16 protein-coding genes and 2 pseudogenes are annotated in these 19140 nt (G+C 65.4%); 8 read left to right on the top strand and 10 right to left on the bottom strand.

Annotation, left to right across the window (positions count from 1 at the left end; all coding sequences use genetic code 11):
* Window positions 1-26: 26 nt before the first annotated feature.
* The 3 genes from ACNANG_RS13850 to ACNANG_RS13840 are packed head-to-tail and all read right to left on the bottom strand — an operon-like array spanning window position 27 to window position 2834.
* Window positions 27-986: a LysR family transcriptional regulator gene (locus ACNANG_RS13850; RefSeq protein ID WP_420223450.1), complete on the bottom strand. Its 960-nt coding sequence runs from the start codon at window positions 984-986 to the stop codon at window positions 27-29.
* A 7-nt stretch (window positions 987-993) separates the two neighbouring features.
* Window positions 994-2370: an FAD-containing oxidoreductase gene (locus ACNANG_RS13845; protein WP_420223449.1), complete on the bottom strand. Its 1377-nt coding sequence runs from the start codon at window positions 2368-2370 to the stop codon at window positions 994-996.
* A complete protein-coding gene (locus ACNANG_RS13840; RefSeq protein WP_420223448.1) occupies window positions 2367-2834 on the bottom strand; it encodes a DUF4126 domain-containing protein in 468 nt (155 codons plus the stop codon). Before ACNANG_RS13840 ends, ACNANG_RS13845 begins: the two co-directional genes overlap by 4 nt.
* Before the next feature lie 167 nt (window positions 2835-3001).
* Here ACNANG_RS13840 and ACNANG_RS13835 point away from each other — a divergent pair, with 167 nt between their 5' ends.
* The 7 genes and pseudogenes from ACNANG_RS13835 to ACNANG_RS13805 all read left to right on the top strand — a co-directional run bounded on the left by ACNANG_RS13835 (window position 3002) and on the right by ACNANG_RS13805 (window position 10029).
* Window positions 3002-3736: a TetR/AcrR family transcriptional regulator gene (locus ACNANG_RS13835; protein ID WP_420223447.1), complete on the top strand. Its 735-nt coding sequence runs from the start codon at window positions 3002-3004 to the stop codon at window positions 3734-3736.
* Between the two features lie 143 nt (window positions 3737-3879).
* On the top strand, window positions 3880-5157 hold the full coding sequence (locus ACNANG_RS13830; protein WP_420223446.1) for an alpha/beta hydrolase: 1278 nt from the start codon (window positions 3880-3882) through the stop codon (window positions 5155-5157).
* Window positions 5158-5179: 22 nt separating this feature from the next.
* Window positions 5180-6069: pseudogene (locus ACNANG_RS13825) on the top strand (VOC family protein).
* Window positions 6070-6094: 25 nt separating this feature from the next.
* Window positions 6095-7792 (top strand): AMP-binding protein, encoded by a 1698-nt coding sequence (locus ACNANG_RS13820; protein ID WP_420223445.1) that lies wholly within the window; start codon window positions 6095-6097, stop codon window positions 7790-7792.
* A gap of 10 nt (window positions 7793-7802) precedes the next feature.
* Window positions 7803-9004, top strand: a pseudogene (locus ACNANG_RS13815) (FAD-dependent monooxygenase).
* A 45-nt stretch (window positions 9005-9049) separates the two neighbouring features.
* The gene (locus tag ACNANG_RS13810; RefSeq protein WP_420223444.1) at window positions 9050-9709 is read left to right on the top strand and encodes a Bug family tripartite tricarboxylate transporter substrate binding protein; all 660 of its coding nucleotides are present in this window, start codon (window positions 9050-9052) and stop codon (window positions 9707-9709) included.
* Window positions 9613-10029, top strand: coding sequence for a Bug family tripartite tricarboxylate transporter substrate binding protein (locus ACNANG_RS13805; RefSeq protein WP_420227542.1), 417 nt, complete (start codon window positions 9613-9615; stop codon window positions 10027-10029). The genes ACNANG_RS13810 and ACNANG_RS13805 overlap by 97 nt, the downstream gene beginning before the upstream one ends.
* A 49-nt stretch (window positions 10030-10078) precedes the next feature.
* Here ACNANG_RS13805 and ACNANG_RS13800 read toward each other — a convergent pair whose 3' ends face one another.
* The 3 genes from ACNANG_RS13800 to ACNANG_RS13790 form a co-directional block, all read right to left on the bottom strand.
* Window positions 10079-12094 carry an AsmA family protein gene (locus ACNANG_RS13800; RefSeq protein ID WP_420223443.1) on the bottom strand — a complete coding sequence of 672 codons (2016 nt, stop codon included), beginning with the start codon at window positions 12092-12094 and terminating at the stop codon, window positions 10079-10081.
* A 76-nt stretch (window positions 12095-12170) separates the two neighbouring features.
* Window positions 12171-13511, bottom strand: a complete 1341-nt coding sequence (locus tag ACNANG_RS13795; protein WP_420223442.1) for an MFS transporter — start codon at window positions 13509-13511, stop codon at window positions 12171-12173.
* A 252-nt stretch (window positions 13512-13763) separates the two neighbouring features.
* Complete coding sequence (locus ACNANG_RS13790) at window positions 13764-14138, bottom strand: glutaredoxin family protein (RefSeq protein WP_420223441.1); 375 nt, start codon at window positions 14136-14138, stop codon at window positions 13764-13766.
* Between the two features lie 176 nt (window positions 14139-14314).
* Between ACNANG_RS13790 and ACNANG_RS13785 the strand changes: the two genes are divergently transcribed.
* Window positions 14315-15415: a DNA alkylation repair protein gene (locus ACNANG_RS13785; protein ID WP_420223440.1), complete on the top strand. Its 1101-nt coding sequence runs from the start codon at window positions 14315-14317 to the stop codon at window positions 15413-15415.
* An 80-nt stretch (window positions 15416-15495) separates the two neighbouring features.
* Here ACNANG_RS13785 and ACNANG_RS13780 read toward each other — a convergent pair whose 3' ends face one another.
* The 4 genes from ACNANG_RS13780 to ACNANG_RS13765 form a co-directional block, all read right to left on the bottom strand.
* Complete coding sequence (locus ACNANG_RS13780; RefSeq protein WP_420223439.1) at window positions 15496-16017, bottom strand: cupin domain-containing protein; 522 nt, start codon at window positions 16015-16017, stop codon at window positions 15496-15498.
* A 161-nt stretch (window positions 16018-16178) separates the two neighbouring features.
* Complete coding sequence (locus tag ACNANG_RS13775; protein WP_420223438.1) at window positions 16179-17171, bottom strand: Bug family tripartite tricarboxylate transporter substrate binding protein; 993 nt, start codon at window positions 17169-17171, stop codon at window positions 16179-16181.
* Window positions 17172-17251: 80 nt separating this feature from the next.
* On the bottom strand, window positions 17252-17725 hold the full coding sequence (locus tag ACNANG_RS13770) for a RidA family protein (protein WP_420223437.1): 474 nt from the start codon (window positions 17723-17725) through the stop codon (window positions 17252-17254).
* A gap of 19 nt (window positions 17726-17744) precedes the next feature.
* Complete coding sequence (locus tag ACNANG_RS13765; RefSeq protein ID WP_420223436.1) at window positions 17745-18995, bottom strand: aminotransferase class V-fold PLP-dependent enzyme; 1251 nt, start codon at window positions 18993-18995, stop codon at window positions 17745-17747.
* Window positions 18996-19140: the final 145 nt, after the last annotated feature.

The raw sequence follows: 19140 nt of genomic DNA, 5'->3' as shown, positions 1-19140 counted from the left end.
ATGACACCGGCTTCATGACACCGTGTTCATGACACCGCCTCCGACCGCGGACAGGGGCTGCCGATCTTGCGCAGCGTGGCCCCGATCTGCAGTTCGGCAATCTGTTGACGCAGCCAACTATTGCCCGGGTCGTGGTGGTAGCGGGCGTGCCAGAACTGGCGGATGCGCGTCAGCGGTGTGGGGAACGGCAACGGGCACCAGCGCACCCCGATCGCGTCGTCGATCGCCTGGGCAATCGCCTCGGTCACGGTCACGATGAAATCCGTCTGCCCCAGCAGCGGCGGCAGCACCAGGTAACGCGGCACGCTCAGGGCCACCCGGCGCCGATGGCCCTGCCGCGCCAAGTCGCGATCGATCTGCAGATCGGTTTTGTTGTTGGTGACAACCAGGTGATTGGCGGCAAGATATTCCTCCATCGTGATCGCCTCGCCGGCCATCCGGAAGTCGCGCCCCATCACGCACACATGCTGGTCCACGAAAAGGCCGGTCTGATAGAAGCCGCTCTGCAGTTCCTGAAGGTGGCCCACGGCCAGATCAGCAACGCCGCTTTCCAGCGCGGCGCGGTACTGGTCACGGTCCATCGCGCTGACATCGAGCCGCACACGCGGCGCGACCTGCTTGAGCCGCGCCATCAAGGGCGGCAGCACCAGAAACTGGGAAAAGTCCGACATCAGCAGCGTGAAGGTGCGCCGCGTCGTCGCCGGATCGAAGGCGGCCGACTGCTCGAAGGTGGCGCGCATCAGGTCCAGCGCCCGCAGCACATTGCCCGACAGCGCGGTTGCGTAGGGCGTGGGTTCCATGCCCGAAGGCGCGCGCACGAACAGCGCGTCGCCGCACTGCGCGCGCAGCCGGACCAGCGCATTGCTCATCGATGGTTGCGACAGCCCGACACGCTGCCCGGCACGGGTCACATTGCGTTCCAGGTACAGCGCTTCAAATACAAGCAGCAGATTCAGGTCCAGCTTGTGCGCGTCGACAATCGCCATGCGCGTCTCACTCCAGCGGCTTCAGGTCACCCAGAACGGTCGGGATCAGTTCCGACACCGTCGGATGGATGTGCACGGTGCGCTGCAGCGCCGTGTACGGCGCACCGGCCGACATGATGTCGATGATGCCGTGAATGGCTTCGTCCCCGCTCGTGCCCAGGATCGCGGCACCAAGAATGGCTTTCGTCTCGGCGTCCGCCACGACCTTCATGAAGCCTTGGGTCTCGGACTTTTCAACCGCGCGCCCAACCCGTGTCATGGGGCGTTTGCCGACCAGCACCTTGCGGCCCGATGCCCGCGCCTGCGTCTCGCTCATGCCCACGCGGCCAAGGGGCGGATCGATATATAGCGCGTACACCGGCAGCCGGTCACTGACCTTGCGCGGATCGTTGTCGAGCAGGTTCGCGGCAACGATCTCGAAGTCGTTGTACGACGTATGCGTGAAGGCGCCCTTGCCATTGCAATCGCCCATCGCCCAGATACCCGGCACGTTGGTGCGCAGCTGGTCATCCACCTCGATATAGCCTCGCTTGTCGACCGTGATGCCCGCAGCATCGAGCCCCAGGTCATCGGTATTCGGCACGCGGCCCACGGCCAGCAGTACATGCGTGGCCAGCAGCGCCGGATCGCTCCCGCAATGCAGGCCGACTTCGACCTGGTCGCCGTGCGGCGTGAAGTGGATGCACTCGGCTTCCGTGCGCACGTCAATCCCCTCGGCCTCCAGAATGCCGCGGATCGCGTCCGACACATCCGGGTCTTCACGCGACACCAGACGCGGCCCCTTTTCGACCACCGTCACCTGGCTGCCAAAACGGCGATACATCTGCGCGAACTCCAGACCGATATAGCTGCCGCCGATCACGACCAGATGCGGCGGCAACACGTCCAGGTCCAGGATGCCGGTGTTGTTCAGCGTGGGCACATCGCGTACACCGGGCATGTCCGGCACCAGCGCCCGCGCGCCCACGTTGATGAAGATCTGGTTCGACGTCAGCAACTCGTCCCCCACGCGCACCGACGTGGCCGACTCGAAGCGAGCATGCCCGCGGAACAGCGTGCAGTGCTCCATGCCCGCCAGCCATTTTTCGACGCCGCTCCGGGCGTTGCCCGAGATCGTCTCGCGGCGCCCGCGAATGCGCGTCATGTCCACCGACACCTCACCGCCTACCGCCACGCCAAAGTCGGCCGCGCGCCGCGCCATGTGCGCCGCGTACGCGCTGGCCACCAGCGCCTTGGTCGGCATGCATCCGTCATTGACGCAAGTCCCGCCCACCAGATGCCGTTCGATCACGGCCACCGTCATGCCCGCCGCGCTGAGCCTGCCGGCCAGCGGCGGGCCGGCCTGCCCCGCCCCGATGATGATCGCGTCAAACGCGCGGCTCATGATGCCATCGCCACAATGCCGATCGCCGCGGCGATCGCAATGAAGTCTTCAGCCAGGGCCACCGGAACATCGCGGCCGCCATTGGCTGCCACCAGGCGCCGCCGCGCGGTGTAGCCGGCCAGGGTGCCGATGATCGCGCCTACGGCGCCCAGCACCAGGCCGGTGATCGGCGCCACACCGAACGCCAGCGCCGCGCCGCACACGGCACCCGTCAGGATGCGGGTGCCGAACTGCACCGGCACGATGCGGGGCGGGGTCTTGGGCAATTGGTCGGCGATCAGTTCCATGACGGCAAGCGCGGTCAGGATATAGGGCGTTGCGGGATAGCTCAGAAAGTCGAGCCAGGTGTCCGCCACCGGCAGCAGGCCCAGGTAGGCCGCCCAACTGACCACGGCCGGACCCGTCATTGCGCGCAGGCCGCACACGATGCCGATCAGCCCGGCCAGCACATAGATATTCAACATGCCTGCTCCGCGAATAAGGGGTAACCACGACATTAGCCGATTATCGGAAGGGCGGCCATCGGCCGGACGGGCATTCGGCGAACCCGCGCGGGGCGGTGCGGTGAAGCGGCGCGGTCGACTAGCGTAAGCTTGGGGCCGGGCGTGTTGCCCCCTTCCTGCCTGAGACCATGACCCAAGACAACCCCGCGCCGCCGTCGTCGGCGCGTCGCCGCGCCAGCCCCCGCAGTGAATTGCAACGGCAATCCATTCTCGATGCCGCCTCGCGCCTTTTCATCGAGAAAGGATTTGGCGGCACCAATCTGAATGACATTGCCGATGTGCTGGGCGTCAGCCGCACGGCCCTTTACTACTACTTCCGTAGCAAAGAGGCGATCCTTGAAGCGCTGACCGAAGACGTGACCGAAGCGGCCAGCGCGCTGGCCAGTTCGGTGTCGGTGCGCGACGGCATGCCGCCCGACGCGGCGCTGCGCCAGCTGGTGATCCAGCATGCCACCCTGATCCTGACCCATACCCTGCAGTTCCGCGTAGTCGAGCGCAGCGAAAAAGACCTGCCGGCCGAGCGGCGCGCGGCGGCGCAGGCGGCGCGGCGCGCGCTGCTCGAACATTTCGTTGACGTCATCGAACGGGGCGTGGCCAGCGGGGACTTCCGGGCGCCCGACGCGCGAGTCGCGGCGTTCGCCATCCTGGGCATGTGCAATTGGTCGGCGTGGTGGTTCAAGCCCGATGCGGGCATGCCAGCCGAAGACGTGGCCAAGTCGCTGGCCGAATTCGCGATGCGGTCGCTGCTGCGCGACGATGCACGGCCGCCACCCCCGGCCACCGTGGCCGAATCGATCGGCATGCTGCAAGAAGGCTTGGCCCGCCTGGCCGAGCAGGTGGACGCCAGCACCCGCCGCCGCTAAGCCCTGACAATCGACCGCCGGCTGCACTATCCGGGCCGCCCCTATGCGGGTTGACACTTACGTAAATTAATTCACACAAGTGTCAAAACGAGCCTATGATTGACCCCAGTTCAATCACGGGCGCCGCATGCCGGCTGTCGATCATGACTTCCCAAGACACGTCCACCCAAGCCGCGCAGGCCACTGCCGGCCTGCTCAATACCGACTGGAATCCGCGCGGACTGCCCAACGGCGTGACGACCACCAACGTCGTGCTGCGCACCGACGATAGTGCGGCCACCGGCGGATCGCTGTACGCGCCGGCTGCCCCCACCGACACCGTGGTCTGTGTCATGCATCCGCGCGAATTCATGGCCTGCCACTACCTCATTCCCGACATCGTCGGCGCGGGGTACGCGGCCTGGTCGCAGTCGCCCCGCTCGGTCGGCAACGATCTGCGTCTGGAACACGAAATCGCCTTGCACGACGTGGCCGCCGGCCTGGCCGAACTCAAGCGGCGCGGTTACACACGCATCGTGCTGCTGGGCAATTCCGGGGGCGCCGGCCTGTACGCGCTGTACACCCAGCAGTCCGCCCTGCCCGGCGCGGAGCGGATTGCTCGCACGCCCGGGGGCCGGCCCACTGGCCTGGACGGCCTCGACATGCCGCGCGTCGATGGCCTGGTGCTGGTGGGACCCCATCCTGGTCAGGGCGCGTTGCTCATGAATTGCATCGATCCGTCGGTCGTGGACGAAGCCGATCCGCTGTCGGTGGACCCGTCGCTCGATCCGCTATCGCCGGCCAACGGGTATCGCGGTGCCAAGGGCACTCAATACCCGGATGAATTCGTCGAACGGTATCGCATCGCGCAGCGCCGCCGCGTCGAACGGCTGGACACGCTGGCCCATCAGTTGATCGACACCCGGCTGGCCGCCCGCAAGCGCGTCAAGGCGGCAGGGCCTGACGCCACGCCAGAAGACCGCCGCGCGGCGGCCCACACACCCATCATCAACGTGTGGCGCACCGACGGCGACCTGCGCTGTTTCGACTTGAGCCAGGATCCATCGGACCGTGCCTTCGGGTCCTTGTGGGGCCGCGATCCGTACGCATCGAACTACGGCGCGGTGGGCTTTGCGCGGCAGTGCACACCCGAGAGCTGGCTGTCGACGTGGTCGGGCCTCAGCTCGAACGCCACGCTGGCCAAGACCGCCCCGGCCATCACGCAGCCCGTGCTGGTGGTCGAGTACACCGGCGATCAGGCCTGCTTTCCTGGTGACGTGCGCGCCATCGTCCAAGCCATCGGCTCGCCCGACAAGCGCCACGAACGCATCCGCGGCGACCACCATGGCCGCGCGCTCAAAGACGGCGAAGCGCCGGGCCGGCTCGAAGCCGGACGGCTGCTGGCCGACTGGCTGCGCGCCACGTTCCCCGTTTCCGCCTGAGACCTTTCTTCTGGAGTTCCGCATGTCCGACATGGATCTTTCGGCGACCCGCCTGCTGCTGCAGGGTGTCGACCACACGGCGCGTCCCACCTGGAAGCTGCGCGAAACCATTGCCTTCTACCGCGACAAGCTGGGCCTGCCGCTGGTCCATGTGATCTCGGCGCGCGGCTGGGGACCGGCCACGCATCCCGACTTCCTGCACTTCTTTTTCGACAGCGGCCAAGGCAGCACCATCGCCTTCTTCTACTACCTGGGATCGGATGCGCCCGCATCGATGGCAGGCCGGGAATTCCATGCCCCCTGCCCGAAGACCACGTAGCCGATGCAACGCACACCGCGTGGCTGGTGGACAGCGCCGAGGCCCTGCAGGCCTGGAAGACCCGGCTGGAAAGCCATGGCCTGACGGTATCGGTCGAGACCCGGCATGAAGTGATCGAGTCCATCTATGTGCGGGATCCGAATGGCTACTTCGTGGAGTTCACCCGCAAGCTGCGGCCGCTGGACACCCTCGATGCCACCGATGCGGCGCTGACCCTGGAGGCCGCCGTGCAGGCCGAAGACGACGCAGCCCGGCGAGGCGACCGGGTCACGCACATCGATGACATCTGGGCGAACAAGGGGAAACTGGTTGCCGCCCGGCAGGCGCTGCCGCAAGGGAAGGGCGTGCGCATCTTCGTGCCCCGTGTCGACGAATTCGCGTCGCTGGTCAGGGACGCCGCAAGCCGCCCGGACTGCCGGGTGGAACCCGGGCCGGATTACACCGTGATCGAAGCCGATGCCCCGGTCGAGTTCCGCCGCAAGGTGCTCGGGCTCAAGCCGGCCGTCTGGTATGGCCTGTTCACCGGCGGCTTGCAGGGCACGATTGAAACCTTCGATCGCGATGTCGTGCGGATCGTCCCGCTGGCCGCCTGACGCGAGCGCCAGGAAGGAGACACACATGCTGCCACTACAGAATCCCCTTGAAGGGATCGTCTACCCCGATGAACAGCTGGCCGATACCTGGACCGCCGCCGGCGCCTGGCAGGGCCGGACCGTGGGCGACGCGCTGCGTGACACCGCGTCCATATACCCCGACCGTCCCGCCTTCATCAGCGATGAACGCAACCTGACCTTCCGGGAGCTGGATGACGCCACCGACAGGCTGGCCGCCGCCCTGCTCGACCTCGGACTGGACAGTGGCGACCGCGCCATCTTCCAGATGGGCACCACGATCGACACCGTGCTTGCGCTGCTGGGCTGCTACAAAGCCGGCATCATTCCGGTCTGCTCGGTGCCGCAGCACCGCGAGGTCGAGATCGGTCAATTGACCGAACAATCGGACGCCCGCGGCTACTTCGTGCAGGCCGACATCGGCGCCTTCGACCTGGTGGGGTTCGCTTCCAGGATGCGGGAGCGGCACGGCTCGCTTCAGCACCTGATCGTTGCGCGTGGCAACGATGCCGGCGGCCATGCATCGCTTGACGCGCTGATCGATGCCATGCCGCTTGCCGCCGCGCGCCAACGGCTGGCGCAGCTCAGGCTGAGCCCGCGCGACGTGCTGAGCTTCCAGCTGTCGGGCGGCACAACCGGCGTCCCCAAGATCATTCCCCGCTTCCATGGCGAATACCTGGGCCATTCCGTGGGCTGGGCCAAGGTGTATGGCATCACCGCCGACAGCCGTGTCATCTGGTCGCTGCCGCTGCTGCACAACGCCGGTCAGCTGTATGCGCTGATCCCGCCAGTGGCCATGGGGGTCACGACGGTGCTCATGCCGAAGGTGGACGTGCCGCGCATGCTCGAGCTGATCGCCACGCATCGGGTGACGCATGCCTTGTCGATCGGGCCCATCGCGCCGCAGATCATGGCCTATGGCGACATCGGCACGCATGACCTGTCGTCGCTGCGCCTGTTCGCCACCATGAGCCGCTCCGAGCAACTGGAAGCGCATCTGGGCCTGCCCTGCTCCAACCTGTTCGGCATCACCGAAGGCCTGCTGCTGGGCAGCGGGCCGGATGCCCCGGCCTTTGCACGCCACCACACGCAGGGCGCGTCGGGCTGTCCGCTGGATGACCTGCGCCTGCTGGTGCCTGATACCGAAACGCCGGTCGAGCCTGGACAGATGGGCGAGCTGTGCTTCAAGGGGCCGTCGGCCATCCCGGGGTTCTACAAGGCGCCCGATGCGAACGCCAAAGCGTTCACGTCCGACGGCTACTACCGCACCGGCGACATGATGACTGCCCATATCGTTGATGGCGTCACCTATTACGCCTTTGAAGGCCGCCTGCGTGACAACGTCAATCGCGGGGGCGAAAAGATCGGCTGCGAGGAAGTCGAAGGCTTCGTCAGCATGCATCCGGCGATTGCCGATGCCAAGCTGGTGCCCATGCCGGATGCCTTCTACGGCGAAAAAGGCTGCGTCTATGTCGTGCTGCGGCCGGGCCACGCGGCGCCCGACGTCAAGACGCTGGGTGCTTTCCTGGTTGCGCAGGGCCTTGCGAAATTCAAGTGCCCGGAACGTATCGAGACCATCGATGCCTTCCCGTTGACCCGGGTCGGCAAGGTGGACAAGCCCGCGCTCAAGGCCCGCATCGCAGCGCTGCTGGAAGCGGAAGCCGCCGCGACGACCGCCGCCGCGCATACTGCACTCACGACCTGAAGGTGTCCGCATGAAAATCACCATCATCGGCGCCGGCCCGGCCGGCCTGTACTTCGCGCTGCTCGCCAAAAACACGATCCGTCGCACGAGATCCGGATCTTCGAGCAGAACGCGCGCGGCGCCACCTACGGGTGGGGCGTCGTCTTCTCGGACGTGGGCCTGGCCTTTCTGAAGGACGCCGACCCCGTCTTTTTCGAGCAGTTCATCGCCCATCATGAACGGTGCGACTACATGGAAGTGGTGCACCAGGGCACCCATGTGCAATTGCACGGCAACCATTTTTCTCGCACCGCGCGCATCGACATGCTCAATGTGCTGTCGCAGGCCTGCGAAGCCGAAGGGGTGCGAATCGAGTATGGCAAGCGGATCACCGACGTCGACGCCCTTGCTGCCGACTGCGACCTGCTGATTGCCAGTGACGGGGGCAACAGCGCGGTCCGTACTCAGTACGCGGATCATTTCCAGCCCACGTTCGAGAAGCGCCGCAACAAGTTCGCGTGGTACGGCACGCACCAGCGCTTCCATCCGGTGTCGCTCATCTTTCGCGATACCCCGGCGGGCGTGTTCATCGCGCACGCCTACCAATACAGCCCGGACCTGAGCACCTTTCTGGTCGAGGTCGATCCGGACACCTGGCGCCGGGCGGGCCTGGACCAGGCCAGTGAAGAGGACAGCCGCAACTATTGCGCGGACGTATTCCGCGCCGATCTCGGCAGCAACGATCTGCTGACCAACCGGTCGCTCTGGTTCGAGGCCAATATCGTGCGCAACGAACGCTGGACCCACCGCAACATCGTGCTGCTGGGCGATGCCCTGCGCACCGTGCACTTTTCGCTGGGGTCGGGCACGCGCATGGCCATGCAGGATGCCATCGCCCTGCACCGTGGGCTGGTGGCGCATCCGGGCGACGTGCCCGCGGCCTTCGCGGCGTTCGAAGCCACCCGCCGTCCCGCTTCGTCCAGTTTCCAGCAGGCCGCGGCGCGCAGCCTGGACTGGTACGAGAACGTGGCCGACAAGCTGCCGCTGGACCCGGTGTCCTTTGCCTACGACTACATGCGCCGCACCGGGCAGGTCAGTCACGACGACCTGCGCCAGCGCGATCCCCGCTTTACCCGTGCCTGGGAAGCCCAGGCCGGCGCCTTGCCTGCGGCGCCGGGCGCACCTGACGCGCCCGCCATGGCAGCCCCCGCGGACGCCCTGCCCGTGTCCTGATCGCCCCACCCCTACACCACACGACAAATACATCCGGAGACAACCATGACTCTCAGCCTGCGCGGCCTTGCCGCCGCCTGCCTGCTCGTCGCGTCGGGACTGCAACCCGCCGCCGCGCAGCAGGCCTACCCGAATCGTTCTATCCGCGCCGTGCTGCCCTATTCGGCAGGCAGCGGCCCCGATGCCGTGCTGCGCCACGTGGGCGAAAAGCTCAGCCAGTCGGCGGGCATGCAGGTCGTGATCGAAAACAAGCCCGGCGCCAATGGCTGGCTGGCGATCGAATCGGTCAAGCGCGCGGCGGCCGATGGCTACACCCTGCTAGAAGTCGACAATACCCACATGGCCTTGCAGCCGCATCTGTACAAGCAGTTGCCCTTCGATCCCGCCAAGGATTTCGAACCCGTGGCGCCGCTCTACTGGACCCATTTCTTCATCGTGGTGCCGGCCAATTCGCCATGGAATTCGGTGGCGGATCTCGTCGCCGCCGCCAAAGCCAATCCCGGCAAGATGACCTATGGCACCTGGGGCATCGGCAGCGTGGCGCATGTCGGAAGCGCCATGCTCGAGACAGCCACTGGCGCCCGCATGACTCACGTGCCGTTCAAGGAATTGCCGCAGCTTTATACCGCCGTCGCCAACGGCGAAGTGGGCTGGGCCTTCGGCAGCGCCGCCACGGCGGGCCCGCTCTACAAGGCGAAAAAGTAAAGCTCCTGGCCCTGGCTGCGCCGAAGCGGCTGGCCGAATACGGCGACATCCCGACCGTGAGCGAAGCCGGAGGACCTGCCAACTTTGAACTCAAGACCTGGGTGGCGTTGTTCGGTCCTCGCGGCATGCCGAAGGCGGCGGTCGACAAGATCAACGCCGGCATCAATCAGGCGCTGAACGAGCCCGACGTGCTGGCGCGGATGGCCAACTTCGGCTTCGAGTCATGGCGCGGCACACCGGCCGACATTACCAAGGCGGCCGCTGCGGATTCGACCCGCTTCGCAAAAATCGTGGGTGAATCGGGCATCACGCTGGACTGAGCACGCCGGCCGGCCCGTGGGCACGCTTGCGTCGTGCCCCGCGCCGCCCTCACTTCCCGCCCGTCGTCCCGCTTTTTGCGGCGGGCACCTTACCCCATACCTTGCTGCAGTCGGTGTCCTCGCCAGGGCCGGTTTCAATGAAGGGGATCAGCGCCGCAAGCGGCGTGGCAATGACAGCCAACGCCGCGGCGCCCACGGCCCGAGCCACCAGCGGTTTCTTTTCCAGGTCGAACTGCGGCGACACGAAGCTGCCGTGGATGTTCAGCGGCGTGCGTGCCGACAGGAAACCCGGATTCTTGGGTTGAGGCGCGAGCGTCAGATTGACGCGCTCGGCCGCCAGATCAAAGCTGCCGTCACCCACGACCTGGGTTTCTTCGGTATCGATCACGAACACACGCGACGTGCCCTTGCCCTGTTTGACATCGAACAAGGCAGCGCCACAACGCAGGGTGATCTGCTCATCGCCACCGGCCAACAGCGCAATGACCTTGCCACCGTTCAGGCCGCTGGCCGCGTCGATCAGATTGGAGACGCGGCCGCGCGACACGGCCAGGCTGATCTGCCCATCGGCTTTCGCCGCGAACTCCGCCACCGAACTGCCGGTGCCACGCAGGCTGATCCGTCCCCCCAGCGTGCCCGTGCTGGGAGCCACCTTGTCCGACGCCGGCAGCAGCCGCGAGAGGCCCACCTGCTTGATGTCAATTTGCGCATCGGCTCGCATCGGCTCGCCACTGGCATCGAGGGTAATACGTGAGACCACCGCCCCCGCTCCCATGCCAACGGTAAAGGGCTCAAGCTTGAGCACGCCATCCTTCAACCGCAGCGACACCTTGAGGCTATCCAGCGGCAGCTTGCCTGGCACTTTCAGCTTGCCCGCATCCAGATCGAAAGCCGCATCGATAGCCTTGAAACGTTCCGGCTGGAACTGTTGCGTGGGCAGCACCCGCTTATCCGATGCGGCGTCCTTTGCCTTAGCGCTGGCCCGGTTCTTCGTTTCCGACTGGCTCACTGGGGGCGACGCGCCGTCGTGCTTCTTGCTCACGCCGATCAGGGGACCAAGGTCGGTTACATCGAGCAGCGAACTGCTCAGCTTGGCCGTCAACAAGGGCCGGGGTTCGCGTTTCTCGTACGTTCCGCTTCCCGTGACGTCCGACGACCCGATCTTTCCACGCAACTCGTCCATGGTGTAAAGATTGCCGTTCAACTTCAGATGTCCTTCCAGCGCGTAGGGAGGAGAGGCCGGCAAAGGCAGCAACAGGAACGGATAAAGATTGGCCAGGGTTTCGCCACGGATCTTCATGCGCGCGTCGATGGCCGACAGGTTGACCACGTCGGCGATCTGGCCGTCGACATCGAACCGCGTCGTCCCTGCTTCCAGGTAGCCCTTCAAGGGAAACGGCGTGCCGGATTCCTGGAAGGTCAGCGTGTCGCCTGCGATGGCTTCGCCGGCAAACGCGGCATCGTTGTAGTTGCCACGTATCGCGTAGCGCGTCGTGAAGGTAGCATTGTCGGGCTGGGCGTCTCCGTCACGCGCCTGGTCCGCCGCCCTGGGATCGAAGGTAGTGGCATCGACCGCCACTTCCAGATTCCTGGCGTACTGATAGAACCGCAGCCGGGTATCGGTCACGGCCAACGATCCGATGCGCACACGCCCCGGGCGCGTATCGTCGGGTTCCGACAGCCGCCAGTTGCGCCGGCCTTCCTTGTCCATTTCCATGACGACATCGGCATTCGACACGGCAAGGCGTGGCATCAGGATCTTGTCGGCGAACAGGCTGGGCAGGGACACCGAAAATTCGACCTGGCCAACCTTGGCCATGGGCTCTTTGCGTCCCCAGTCCGCATTGCTGAAATACACGTCCCGCAAGCGCACGACGGTAGGAAAGCCCAGGTCCACATCCAGATGACCGAGGGTGAAGGTGCGCTCGGTCTTGCTCGAGATGTAGCGTTCGACCGGATGGCGCAGCCAATTCCAGTCGAATACCAGCACCAGCAGAATCAAGAACAGCAGCACGCCCAAAGCAATGGGATGCCGCTTCAGCGAGCGGGATACAGCGGTCGTCATGACAGTCCAGCCTCGCGGTTTTTTTACTGTCAGCAGCAACAAACATGCCGAACTGTCATGGCCGTTGCGGTGACCGCTACTCGGGCAGCGGCTTGCCCTTCGTTTCCGGCAGGAAAGGCGCGGCAAGGATGCCCAGCGCATAGACCGACACCAATACCATCGCCGCCTGTCCGTAACCCCCGAAAGACACGATCATCGCGCCTGCCAGCAAAGGCCCCAGAAACGCCAGGAAGCGCGGCGCGTTGAAGGCGAACGCCAGGGCGGTCGCCCGCATGCGCGTCGGGTACAGCTCGGGCAGCCAGACCGGCATCCAGGTGTACTGGCCATTGGAAAAGATGGCGCTGACGAACGCCAGCATCAACAGCCAATGGGGATTGGTGGTCGTGAAAAACAGAATGGGCGTCATCACGAAGGCCAGCACGAAAAAGGCGATGGTGACCGGCTTCCTGCCAAAGGCATCGGCCAGGAAACCAAGCAGCACATACCCCGTGATCGACCCCAGCGTGTACGCCATGCCGGCATAGCTGGCCCACTTGGCCGCGGGCAGACCGGCCCGTCCGGCCACGGACGCAATGAAGGGCGGCACCCAGGTCGACACGCTCCAGAAGCCCACGGTGGTGGCAAGCGACATCAGGAATACGAGGATCGTGCGCCGCCGCACGGTCGTGTCGGTGAACAGATCCGTCAGGGTAAAGCGGGTCAATTGCTCATCGGATGTCGACAGCGCGCTGCCGCTGCGCAGGCGCTCGCGAGCCGCATCCCGCTTGGCCTTCACGGCCTCCCACAGCGCGGATTCCGGAATGGCGCGGCGTATCCACAGCGTCAGCAAGGCCGGCAGCACGCCCAGCAGGTACATCGCGCGCCAGGCGTGTTCGCCGATCGGTGCAATGAACAACCATGCCAGGGCCGCCACGAAGAACCCAAGCCCCAGGCCGCACTGCATCAGCCCGGCTCCCTTGCCGCGCGCGCGGTCGGGCCACAGCTCGGCCATCATCGAACTGCCGGTGGCCCACTCCGACCCCACCGCCACGCCGACCAGAAAGCGCAGCACGACAAAGGACCAGAAATTCCAGGCGAAGGCCGACAGTCCCGTCATGACCGAATAGGCCAGAATGGCAATGACCATCATGCGCTTGCGGCCGATGTAATCCGCAAGGATGCCGCCCAGCATCCCGCCTACGCCCCAGCCCAGCAGGTTGATCCCGATGGCGGCGCCCACATAGAGCGACAGCGAGGCGTGCTGCTCGGGCGGCAGCAGCTGCAGCATGACCGTCCCGGCTGTCAGGATAAGGGCGTAATTCTCGAAGCCATCGAACATCCAGCCCAGGTTGGATGCGACCAGTATCTGCCACTGCTTCTTGCTCAATGCCCGATACCAGGGGGTGTCCTCGGGCGTGGGGAGGGTTGCGGAGTGCACGGCAATTCCTTGCGTACCGGACCGGCCAGTGGACTGGCTCTAAGGTCCTGTCAGCGAGCATGCAGGTCGAAGTGTGCGAGCCGCGACCGAGCACCGCAAACGACATTCGTTGAGGATGTCCATGAATGGATTTCATGCCGCCCCGCAGTCGCCTGTTTGCCACGGGACGAGGCAGGGACAGGAGCAGGACGCGACCAGGACGGTACAAGCTGGAACGTTACCCGGACGAGGGCGTTACCAGGACGATGCCCTTTAGACGACCTGGCCAAACCGCTGGTCAAGATACGCGATGATGTCCTTGGACTCGTACATCCAGCGCGTGCCCTTGGCATCGTCGATACGCAGGCACGGGCTCTTCACCCTGCCTCCGCCCGCCTGCAATTCCTGGCGCGCCTGCGGATCACGCTTCACGTCACGCAAGGTCAGCGGCACGTTCAACCGATGGGCGGCACGCCGGGTCTTCACACAAAAAGGGCAGGCATGCAGCTGATACAAGGAAAGCCGCGCAGCCTCCGCGTCGACGGTTGCCTGCCCTTGCGCCGAGCGCTTCCGGGGACGTGGACGCGACAGGGCGTCGCCAATGACGATCAATTGACCCAGACCGACACGCAAGGCTTTGACAAACATGATGGCGCTCTCGAAAGCACGGAAAGGCCGCCAGTCTACCCGCTGTCGGCGGGCGCAGGGGTACCCCGGCGTCTACACTGCAGGGCCGACCGCCCGCCGGGGCCGTCGTCAGCCGCTGTCCCGCCCTGCTGCCCTCAACCGCTGCTTCGACGTGCTGCCTTCACCTGAGTCCATTCATGTCCGACACGCCCGCCCCCGCCCTCAAAGCCATGTTCGACCCGGCCCGTCTGAAACACATCGCGGCGCAGGTCAAGGCCGTGCATCCACGCTTCGATACCGCGCGGTTCCTGTCGCTGGCCACCGCCAACCTGGACGCGCTCAGCCTGATGGAAAGGTTGCGGCAGACAACGACCAGCCTGCATGCCACGCTGCCCAACGACTTTTCCGACGCGCTGGCGATCCTGAAAGCCGTGGCGCCCCGCATCGACCACGCCTTCGTGTCCATGATCCTGCCCGACTACGTGGCGTGCCACGGTCTTGATCATTTCGATGCATCGATGGACGCCCTGCGCTTCTTTACGCCCTTCGGATCGTCGGAGTTCGGCATCCGCCCTTTCCTGCGCGCGGACCCGCCGCGCGCGCTGGCCACCATGGCGACCTGGGCGCACGACGACAATCCCCATGTCCGGCGCCTGGCCAGCGAAGGCTGCCGTCCGCGGCTGCCGTGGTCGTTCAGGCTCGATGCGATCGTCAACGACCCGGAACTGGCCGCGCCTATCCTGGAAACGCTGCGTGCCGACGACAGCCTGTATGTGCGCAAGTCGGTCGCGAACCACTTGAACGACGTGACCAAACTGCATCCCACCTGGGTGCTGGACACCCTCGAACGCTGGCCGCTGGACGATCCGCGCACCGCGTGGATCACGCGGCATGCGCTGCGTACGCTCATCAAACAGGGGGACAGGCGGGCGCTGGCGGTCATTGGCGCGGGCGATGCGCCCGAGGTCGCGGTGCACGGCTTTTCGTTGACGCCATCCACCATCGCGATCGGCGGCACGGTCCTCATGGACTTCACGCTGACGTCGCAGGTGGACCGGCCGCAGTCGCTGGTGATCGACTATCGCGTCCACTACGTCAAGAAATCTGGGGTCGCGTCCGGCAAGGTGTTCAAGCTGAAGTCCCTGACCCTGCCCGCCCATGGCTCGGTTCGCATCACGCGCAAACAGGCGTTCCGCGACCTGTCGACCCGCACCCACCAGCCGGGCCGGCATGAACTGGAACTGCTGGTGAACGGAGAAAGCCTGGCGCGTGAAGGGTTTGAGCTTACGGCAGGGTAGGCGTCTCCACATCATGCGCCCTTGACGCCGGACCGCCCGCTGTATCCGCCCGCCGCTCCTTCAGGCCCGCAGCCGCGCGCTCACAACATCTGCTTCCCCGGCTCGTCCCATTCCTGGCACAGCGGCCCACCCTGGCCGGCCACCGGGTCCTGCTCCGGCACGGGCAGCGCCAGCATCTTGCGTAAGGCATCCGGCGTCAGCGCATGGCGGCAGATGTCCCATTGCTGGCCGGCGGGATAGGCGCCGACGACTTCAAATCCGTCGTCGGCATGGTCCAGGCAGTGGCCCGTACCCGCGGGCAAGACCACGACGTCTCCGGCTGCAAGATCGACCTTGCGGCCGCCGGGGCCGCCCAGGATCACCGTTGCCCGCCCTTTCGAGACGCCCAGCACTTCATGCGCGGTGGAATGAAAGTGGTGATAGTCGAAGATGCCGTCGCGCCATTCAGGGGGCCATCCGTTGGCGGCGAATGCCCGCTCGAATGCCGCTGCGGGATCGTCGGGATCCGGTGCGATGGCGGCGCGGTACACCAGCACGGGCAGCCGCGCGTTGTTCGGCACCCAATCGTTGGCGGCAAGCAGGAAGGCGTCGGCGTGGGTCATGGCAGGTCCTGAAGGAAAAGCATGCCCGGATGACTGCAAGCCTCATGCCCGGCAGGACTGCACGATCACAAGGCGCCCACCGTTCCCCACAAGGCATCCGTGCGCACCGATCTTGCACGTTTGCCGATCAGCGCGGGGGCGCGCCTCGCCCAAGATGGAACTCAATCGGCCTGGATGCCGGCGTCCTTGATCACCTTGTGCCATTTAGTGATTTCAGCCGCATTGAACGCGGCGAATTGCTCGGGCGTACCCGTCTCCACGATCGCGCCCCGCGCCGCCAGTTTTTCCTGCACGTCCTTGCGCGCCAGCGTCTTCTGCAAATCGCTGTTCAGCCGTTGCACGACGTCTTTCGGCATGCCCTTGGGTCCCATCAGTCCCCACCACACCGTTGCGTCCAGCTTGGGCCAGCCGAGCGATGCCGTCGTCGGCAGTTCCGGCAGCGCATCGGTCGGCTTGGTGCCGTAGACCGCCAGGGCGCGCAACTTGCCGGCCTGCACATGCGCCAGCACTTCCAGCGGATTGATCGACATGAACGACAGGCGGCCACCGATCAGATCGGTAATGGCCGGGCTGCCGCCCTTGTACGGCACATGGATCGCCTTCGCGCCCGTTTCCTGGATCAGCAGCGCGCTGGCCAGATGGCCCGAGCTGCCGCTGCCGGCCGACCCATACGACAGTTCTTCCGGATGCGCCTTGCTGTAGTCGATCAGTTCCTTGAGCGTCTTGAAGCGCGAGTTGGCTGGCACCACGATCACCAGCGGCGAATAGCCGATTTTGCCGATCGGCGTGAAGTCGGCAGCGGGATCGAAGCCCAGTTGCTTGAAGAGCGCGCCGTTGCTAGCGAGCGTCGGCGACGCGGTCAGCAACGTGTAGCCGTCCGGCGCCGCCTTGGCCACGGCCGCCATGCCGATGTTGGTCGATGCGCCCGGTTTGTTGTCAACGACAACCGTTTGCCCCAGCGCGGTGCCCAGGTCTTGCGCGACGACGCGGGTCACGATGTCGACGCCGCCGCCGGCCGCATAGGGCACGACGATGGAGATGGGCTTGGAAGGAAAGGCCTGCGCCAGGGCAGTCAGCGGCAGGCCCGCCACCAGCGATGCCGAGACGGCAGCCGCAAAGGTGGTAAAAGCGCGGCGGGAAAGGTGGATCGTCACAACGGTCTCCAGAGGGCGTTCTTGTTGCACCCATTCTAGTCACGCCGATCATGGCGATGCCCGCGCCGCCGGTATAGCAGTTATGCCCCGGGTGACGACTTTGCCGCGATGCATTCGACTTCGACCCGTGCATTGAACGCCAGGCCCGAGGTGCCGAACGCACTGCGGGCGGGGTAGCGCCCCTTCTGGAAATACTTTTCGTACACCTGATTGAAGGCGCCCCACTCCTTCATGTCGGCCAGCATCGCCGTGCACTTGACCACGTCATTCATGGTGTAGCCATGCGCTTCAAGCGTGGTCTTGATGTTTTCCATGACCTGCGTGGCCTCGGCAGGCATTCCGCCCGAGGCCAGGGTCAGCGTGCCGGGCAGATTTCCGATCTGGCCCGACATCAGCAGCAGGTTGCCGACCTGCACGGCCTCGGAAAACGGCAGCGTGGTTGGCAGGATCTTGCCGGAGTTCTTGTACTCGGGCGCCATGGAAGGACCGGCGCAGGCCGACAGGCCGGCCGCGACCACGATGGCCAGGGTGAGCTTGGAAAGGGTAACGGGCATGTTTGACGCTCCAGGTGGATCAAGGGTTGCCGATGGCGTTGAGAAAGACGTTGATGTCGTTCATGTCGTTGAACACCGACGGCGACACCCGGGCGTGGTTGGCGCGCAGCGTGATTTCGACCTTCGCCGCAGCGAGCCGGGGTTGCAGGCTGGCGGCGTTCGCGTAGGCCACCGTCACGATCGGAGTCCGCGAGGTGGCTGGCGTGACGACTCGGAATCCCTTGCCCCGCAGACCGGTCTGCAAGGCCTGCAGCATGGGCTGCCGATATTCCTGAATTGCCGCCACGCCCACGCCCATGATCCAGTCGATGGACGCCGCACACGCGGTTTCGATGGCCGCCGCGGGAAAGGACCCCATGAAGTACCCGGCCACGCTGTCGATCTGCACGCTTTCATAAGGGACGGCGCCGGCGGGATCCAACGGGTACACATGCAGGATGGGCGCCGCGAAATTGCGGGTCTGCCGGTAGCCGTACCAGGGCCGCTTCAGTTGCGGCAGCAAGGCTTTGCGGACGTACAGGAACGCGAAGCCGAAGTCTCCCATCAGCCATTTGTAGGTGCCGCATGCCGCAAAGTCGACGCCCCAGGCCTTGACGTCGACCGGCACCGTGCCGGCAGACTGGATGATGTCGACAAACACCAGCGCGCCGCGCGAATGCGCCAGGTCGCACAGCGCCTTCATGTCATGCTCGAAGCCGTTGTAGAGCGACACGTGCGACACGGCCACCAGCTTCGTGCCGGGCACGATCGCCGCGTCCATCGCCGCCATCGAGATCCTGTAGTCGCTGTCCATGGGCACGGTCACGACATCCAGTCCCTGCTTGCGGTACTGCTCATACATGTAGAACGAGCCCACGAAGTGCAGGGCATCGGTCACGACGCGCCCGCCCGACTCCGGCAGGCCCAGCGCCTTGGTGACGAGGTACTCGCCCATCGACGTCGACGGCACGTACGTGACCTCGTCGGCATCGGCATTGATCAGGGTCGCAAACTTGCCGGTTGCGGTGACCGACCCGCTGCCCAGCGACAGCTTGGCCTCGGCATAGTTTTTCATGGCATCGACCGCATGCTGGTTCCATGGATGATCGGCCGCGCCGTTCAGGAACACTTTGTTCGCCACGCCTGGAAACATGGCCTTGGCCGGCAGGATGGTCGATGCAATGGCGTCCGACATGCCGCCGCCATTGCAGCCCGCCAGCTGCGATGCGAAGGCGGACGCCACCGTGGCCGTCCCGGCGCGTTTGAAGAAGTCACGACGTGCGTTATCCATTGAACCCCCCGGTATTTCAACTTTTTGTTTAATTTCAGGACGTGCGGATGCCAAGCCGTCAGATGTGAATGCGCTGCGGATCGCCAGGACCCTACGCGCGCACGCGCCCAGGCACCGGCCCCATTATGCAAGCATCGCAGGATAT

Source organism: Pigmentiphaga litoralis (genome assembly GCF_048632615.1).
Lineage (GTDB): Bacteria > Pseudomonadota > Gammaproteobacteria > Burkholderiales > Burkholderiaceae_B > Pigmentiphaga > Pigmentiphaga litoralis_B.
The sequence above is the reverse complement of the archived record's forward strand: the minus strand, read 5'-3'. Positions and strand labels throughout refer to the sequence as shown.

What these genes read in the sequence shown, in the direction of transcription:
- ACNANG_RS13850 (WP_420223450.1), bottom strand. Translation starts at nt 986, where the DNA reads ATGGCGATTGTCGACGCGCACAAGCTGGACCTGAATCTGCTGCTTGTA.
- ACNANG_RS13845 (WP_420223449.1), bottom strand. Translation starts at nt 2,370, where the DNA reads ATGAGCCGCGCGTTTGACGCGATCATCATCGGGGCGGGGCAGGCCGGC.
- ACNANG_RS13840 (WP_420223448.1), bottom strand. Translation starts at nt 2,834, where the DNA reads ATGTTGAATATCTATGTGCTGGCCGGGCTGATCGGCATCGTGTGCGGC.
- ACNANG_RS13835 (WP_420223447.1), top strand. Translation starts at nt 3,002, where the DNA reads ATGACCCAAGACAACCCCGCGCCGCCGTCGTCGGCGCGTCGCCGCGCC.
- ACNANG_RS13830 (WP_420223446.1), top strand. Translation starts at nt 3,880, where the DNA reads ATGACTTCCCAAGACACGTCCACCCAAGCCGCGCAGGCCACTGCCGGC.
- ACNANG_RS13820 (WP_420223445.1), top strand. Translation starts at nt 6,095, where the DNA reads ATGCTGCCACTACAGAATCCCCTTGAAGGGATCGTCTACCCCGATGAA.
- ACNANG_RS13810 (WP_420223444.1), top strand. Translation starts at nt 9,050, where the DNA reads ATGACTCTCAGCCTGCGCGGCCTTGCCGCCGCCTGCCTGCTCGTCGCG.
- ACNANG_RS13800 (WP_420223443.1), bottom strand. Translation starts at nt 12,094, where the DNA reads ATGACGACCGCTGTATCCCGCTCGCTGAAGCGGCATCCCATTGCTTTG.
- ACNANG_RS13790 (WP_420223441.1), bottom strand. Translation starts at nt 14,138, where the DNA reads ATGTTTGTCAAAGCCTTGCGTGTCGGTCTGGGTCAATTGATCGTCATT.
- ACNANG_RS13785 (WP_420223440.1), top strand. Translation starts at nt 14,315, where the DNA reads ATGTCCGACACGCCCGCCCCCGCCCTCAAAGCCATGTTCGACCCGGCC.
- ACNANG_RS13780 (WP_420223439.1), bottom strand. Translation starts at nt 16,017, where the DNA reads ATGACCCACGCCGACGCCTTCCTGCTTGCCGCCAACGATTGGGTGCCG.
- ACNANG_RS13770 (WP_420223437.1), bottom strand. Translation starts at nt 17,725, where the DNA reads ATGCCCGTTACCCTTTCCAAGCTCACCCTGGCCATCGTGGTCGCGGCC.
- ACNANG_RS13765 (WP_420223436.1), bottom strand. Translation starts at nt 18,995, where the DNA reads ATGGATAACGCACGTCGTGACTTCTTCAAACGCGCCGGGACGGCCACG.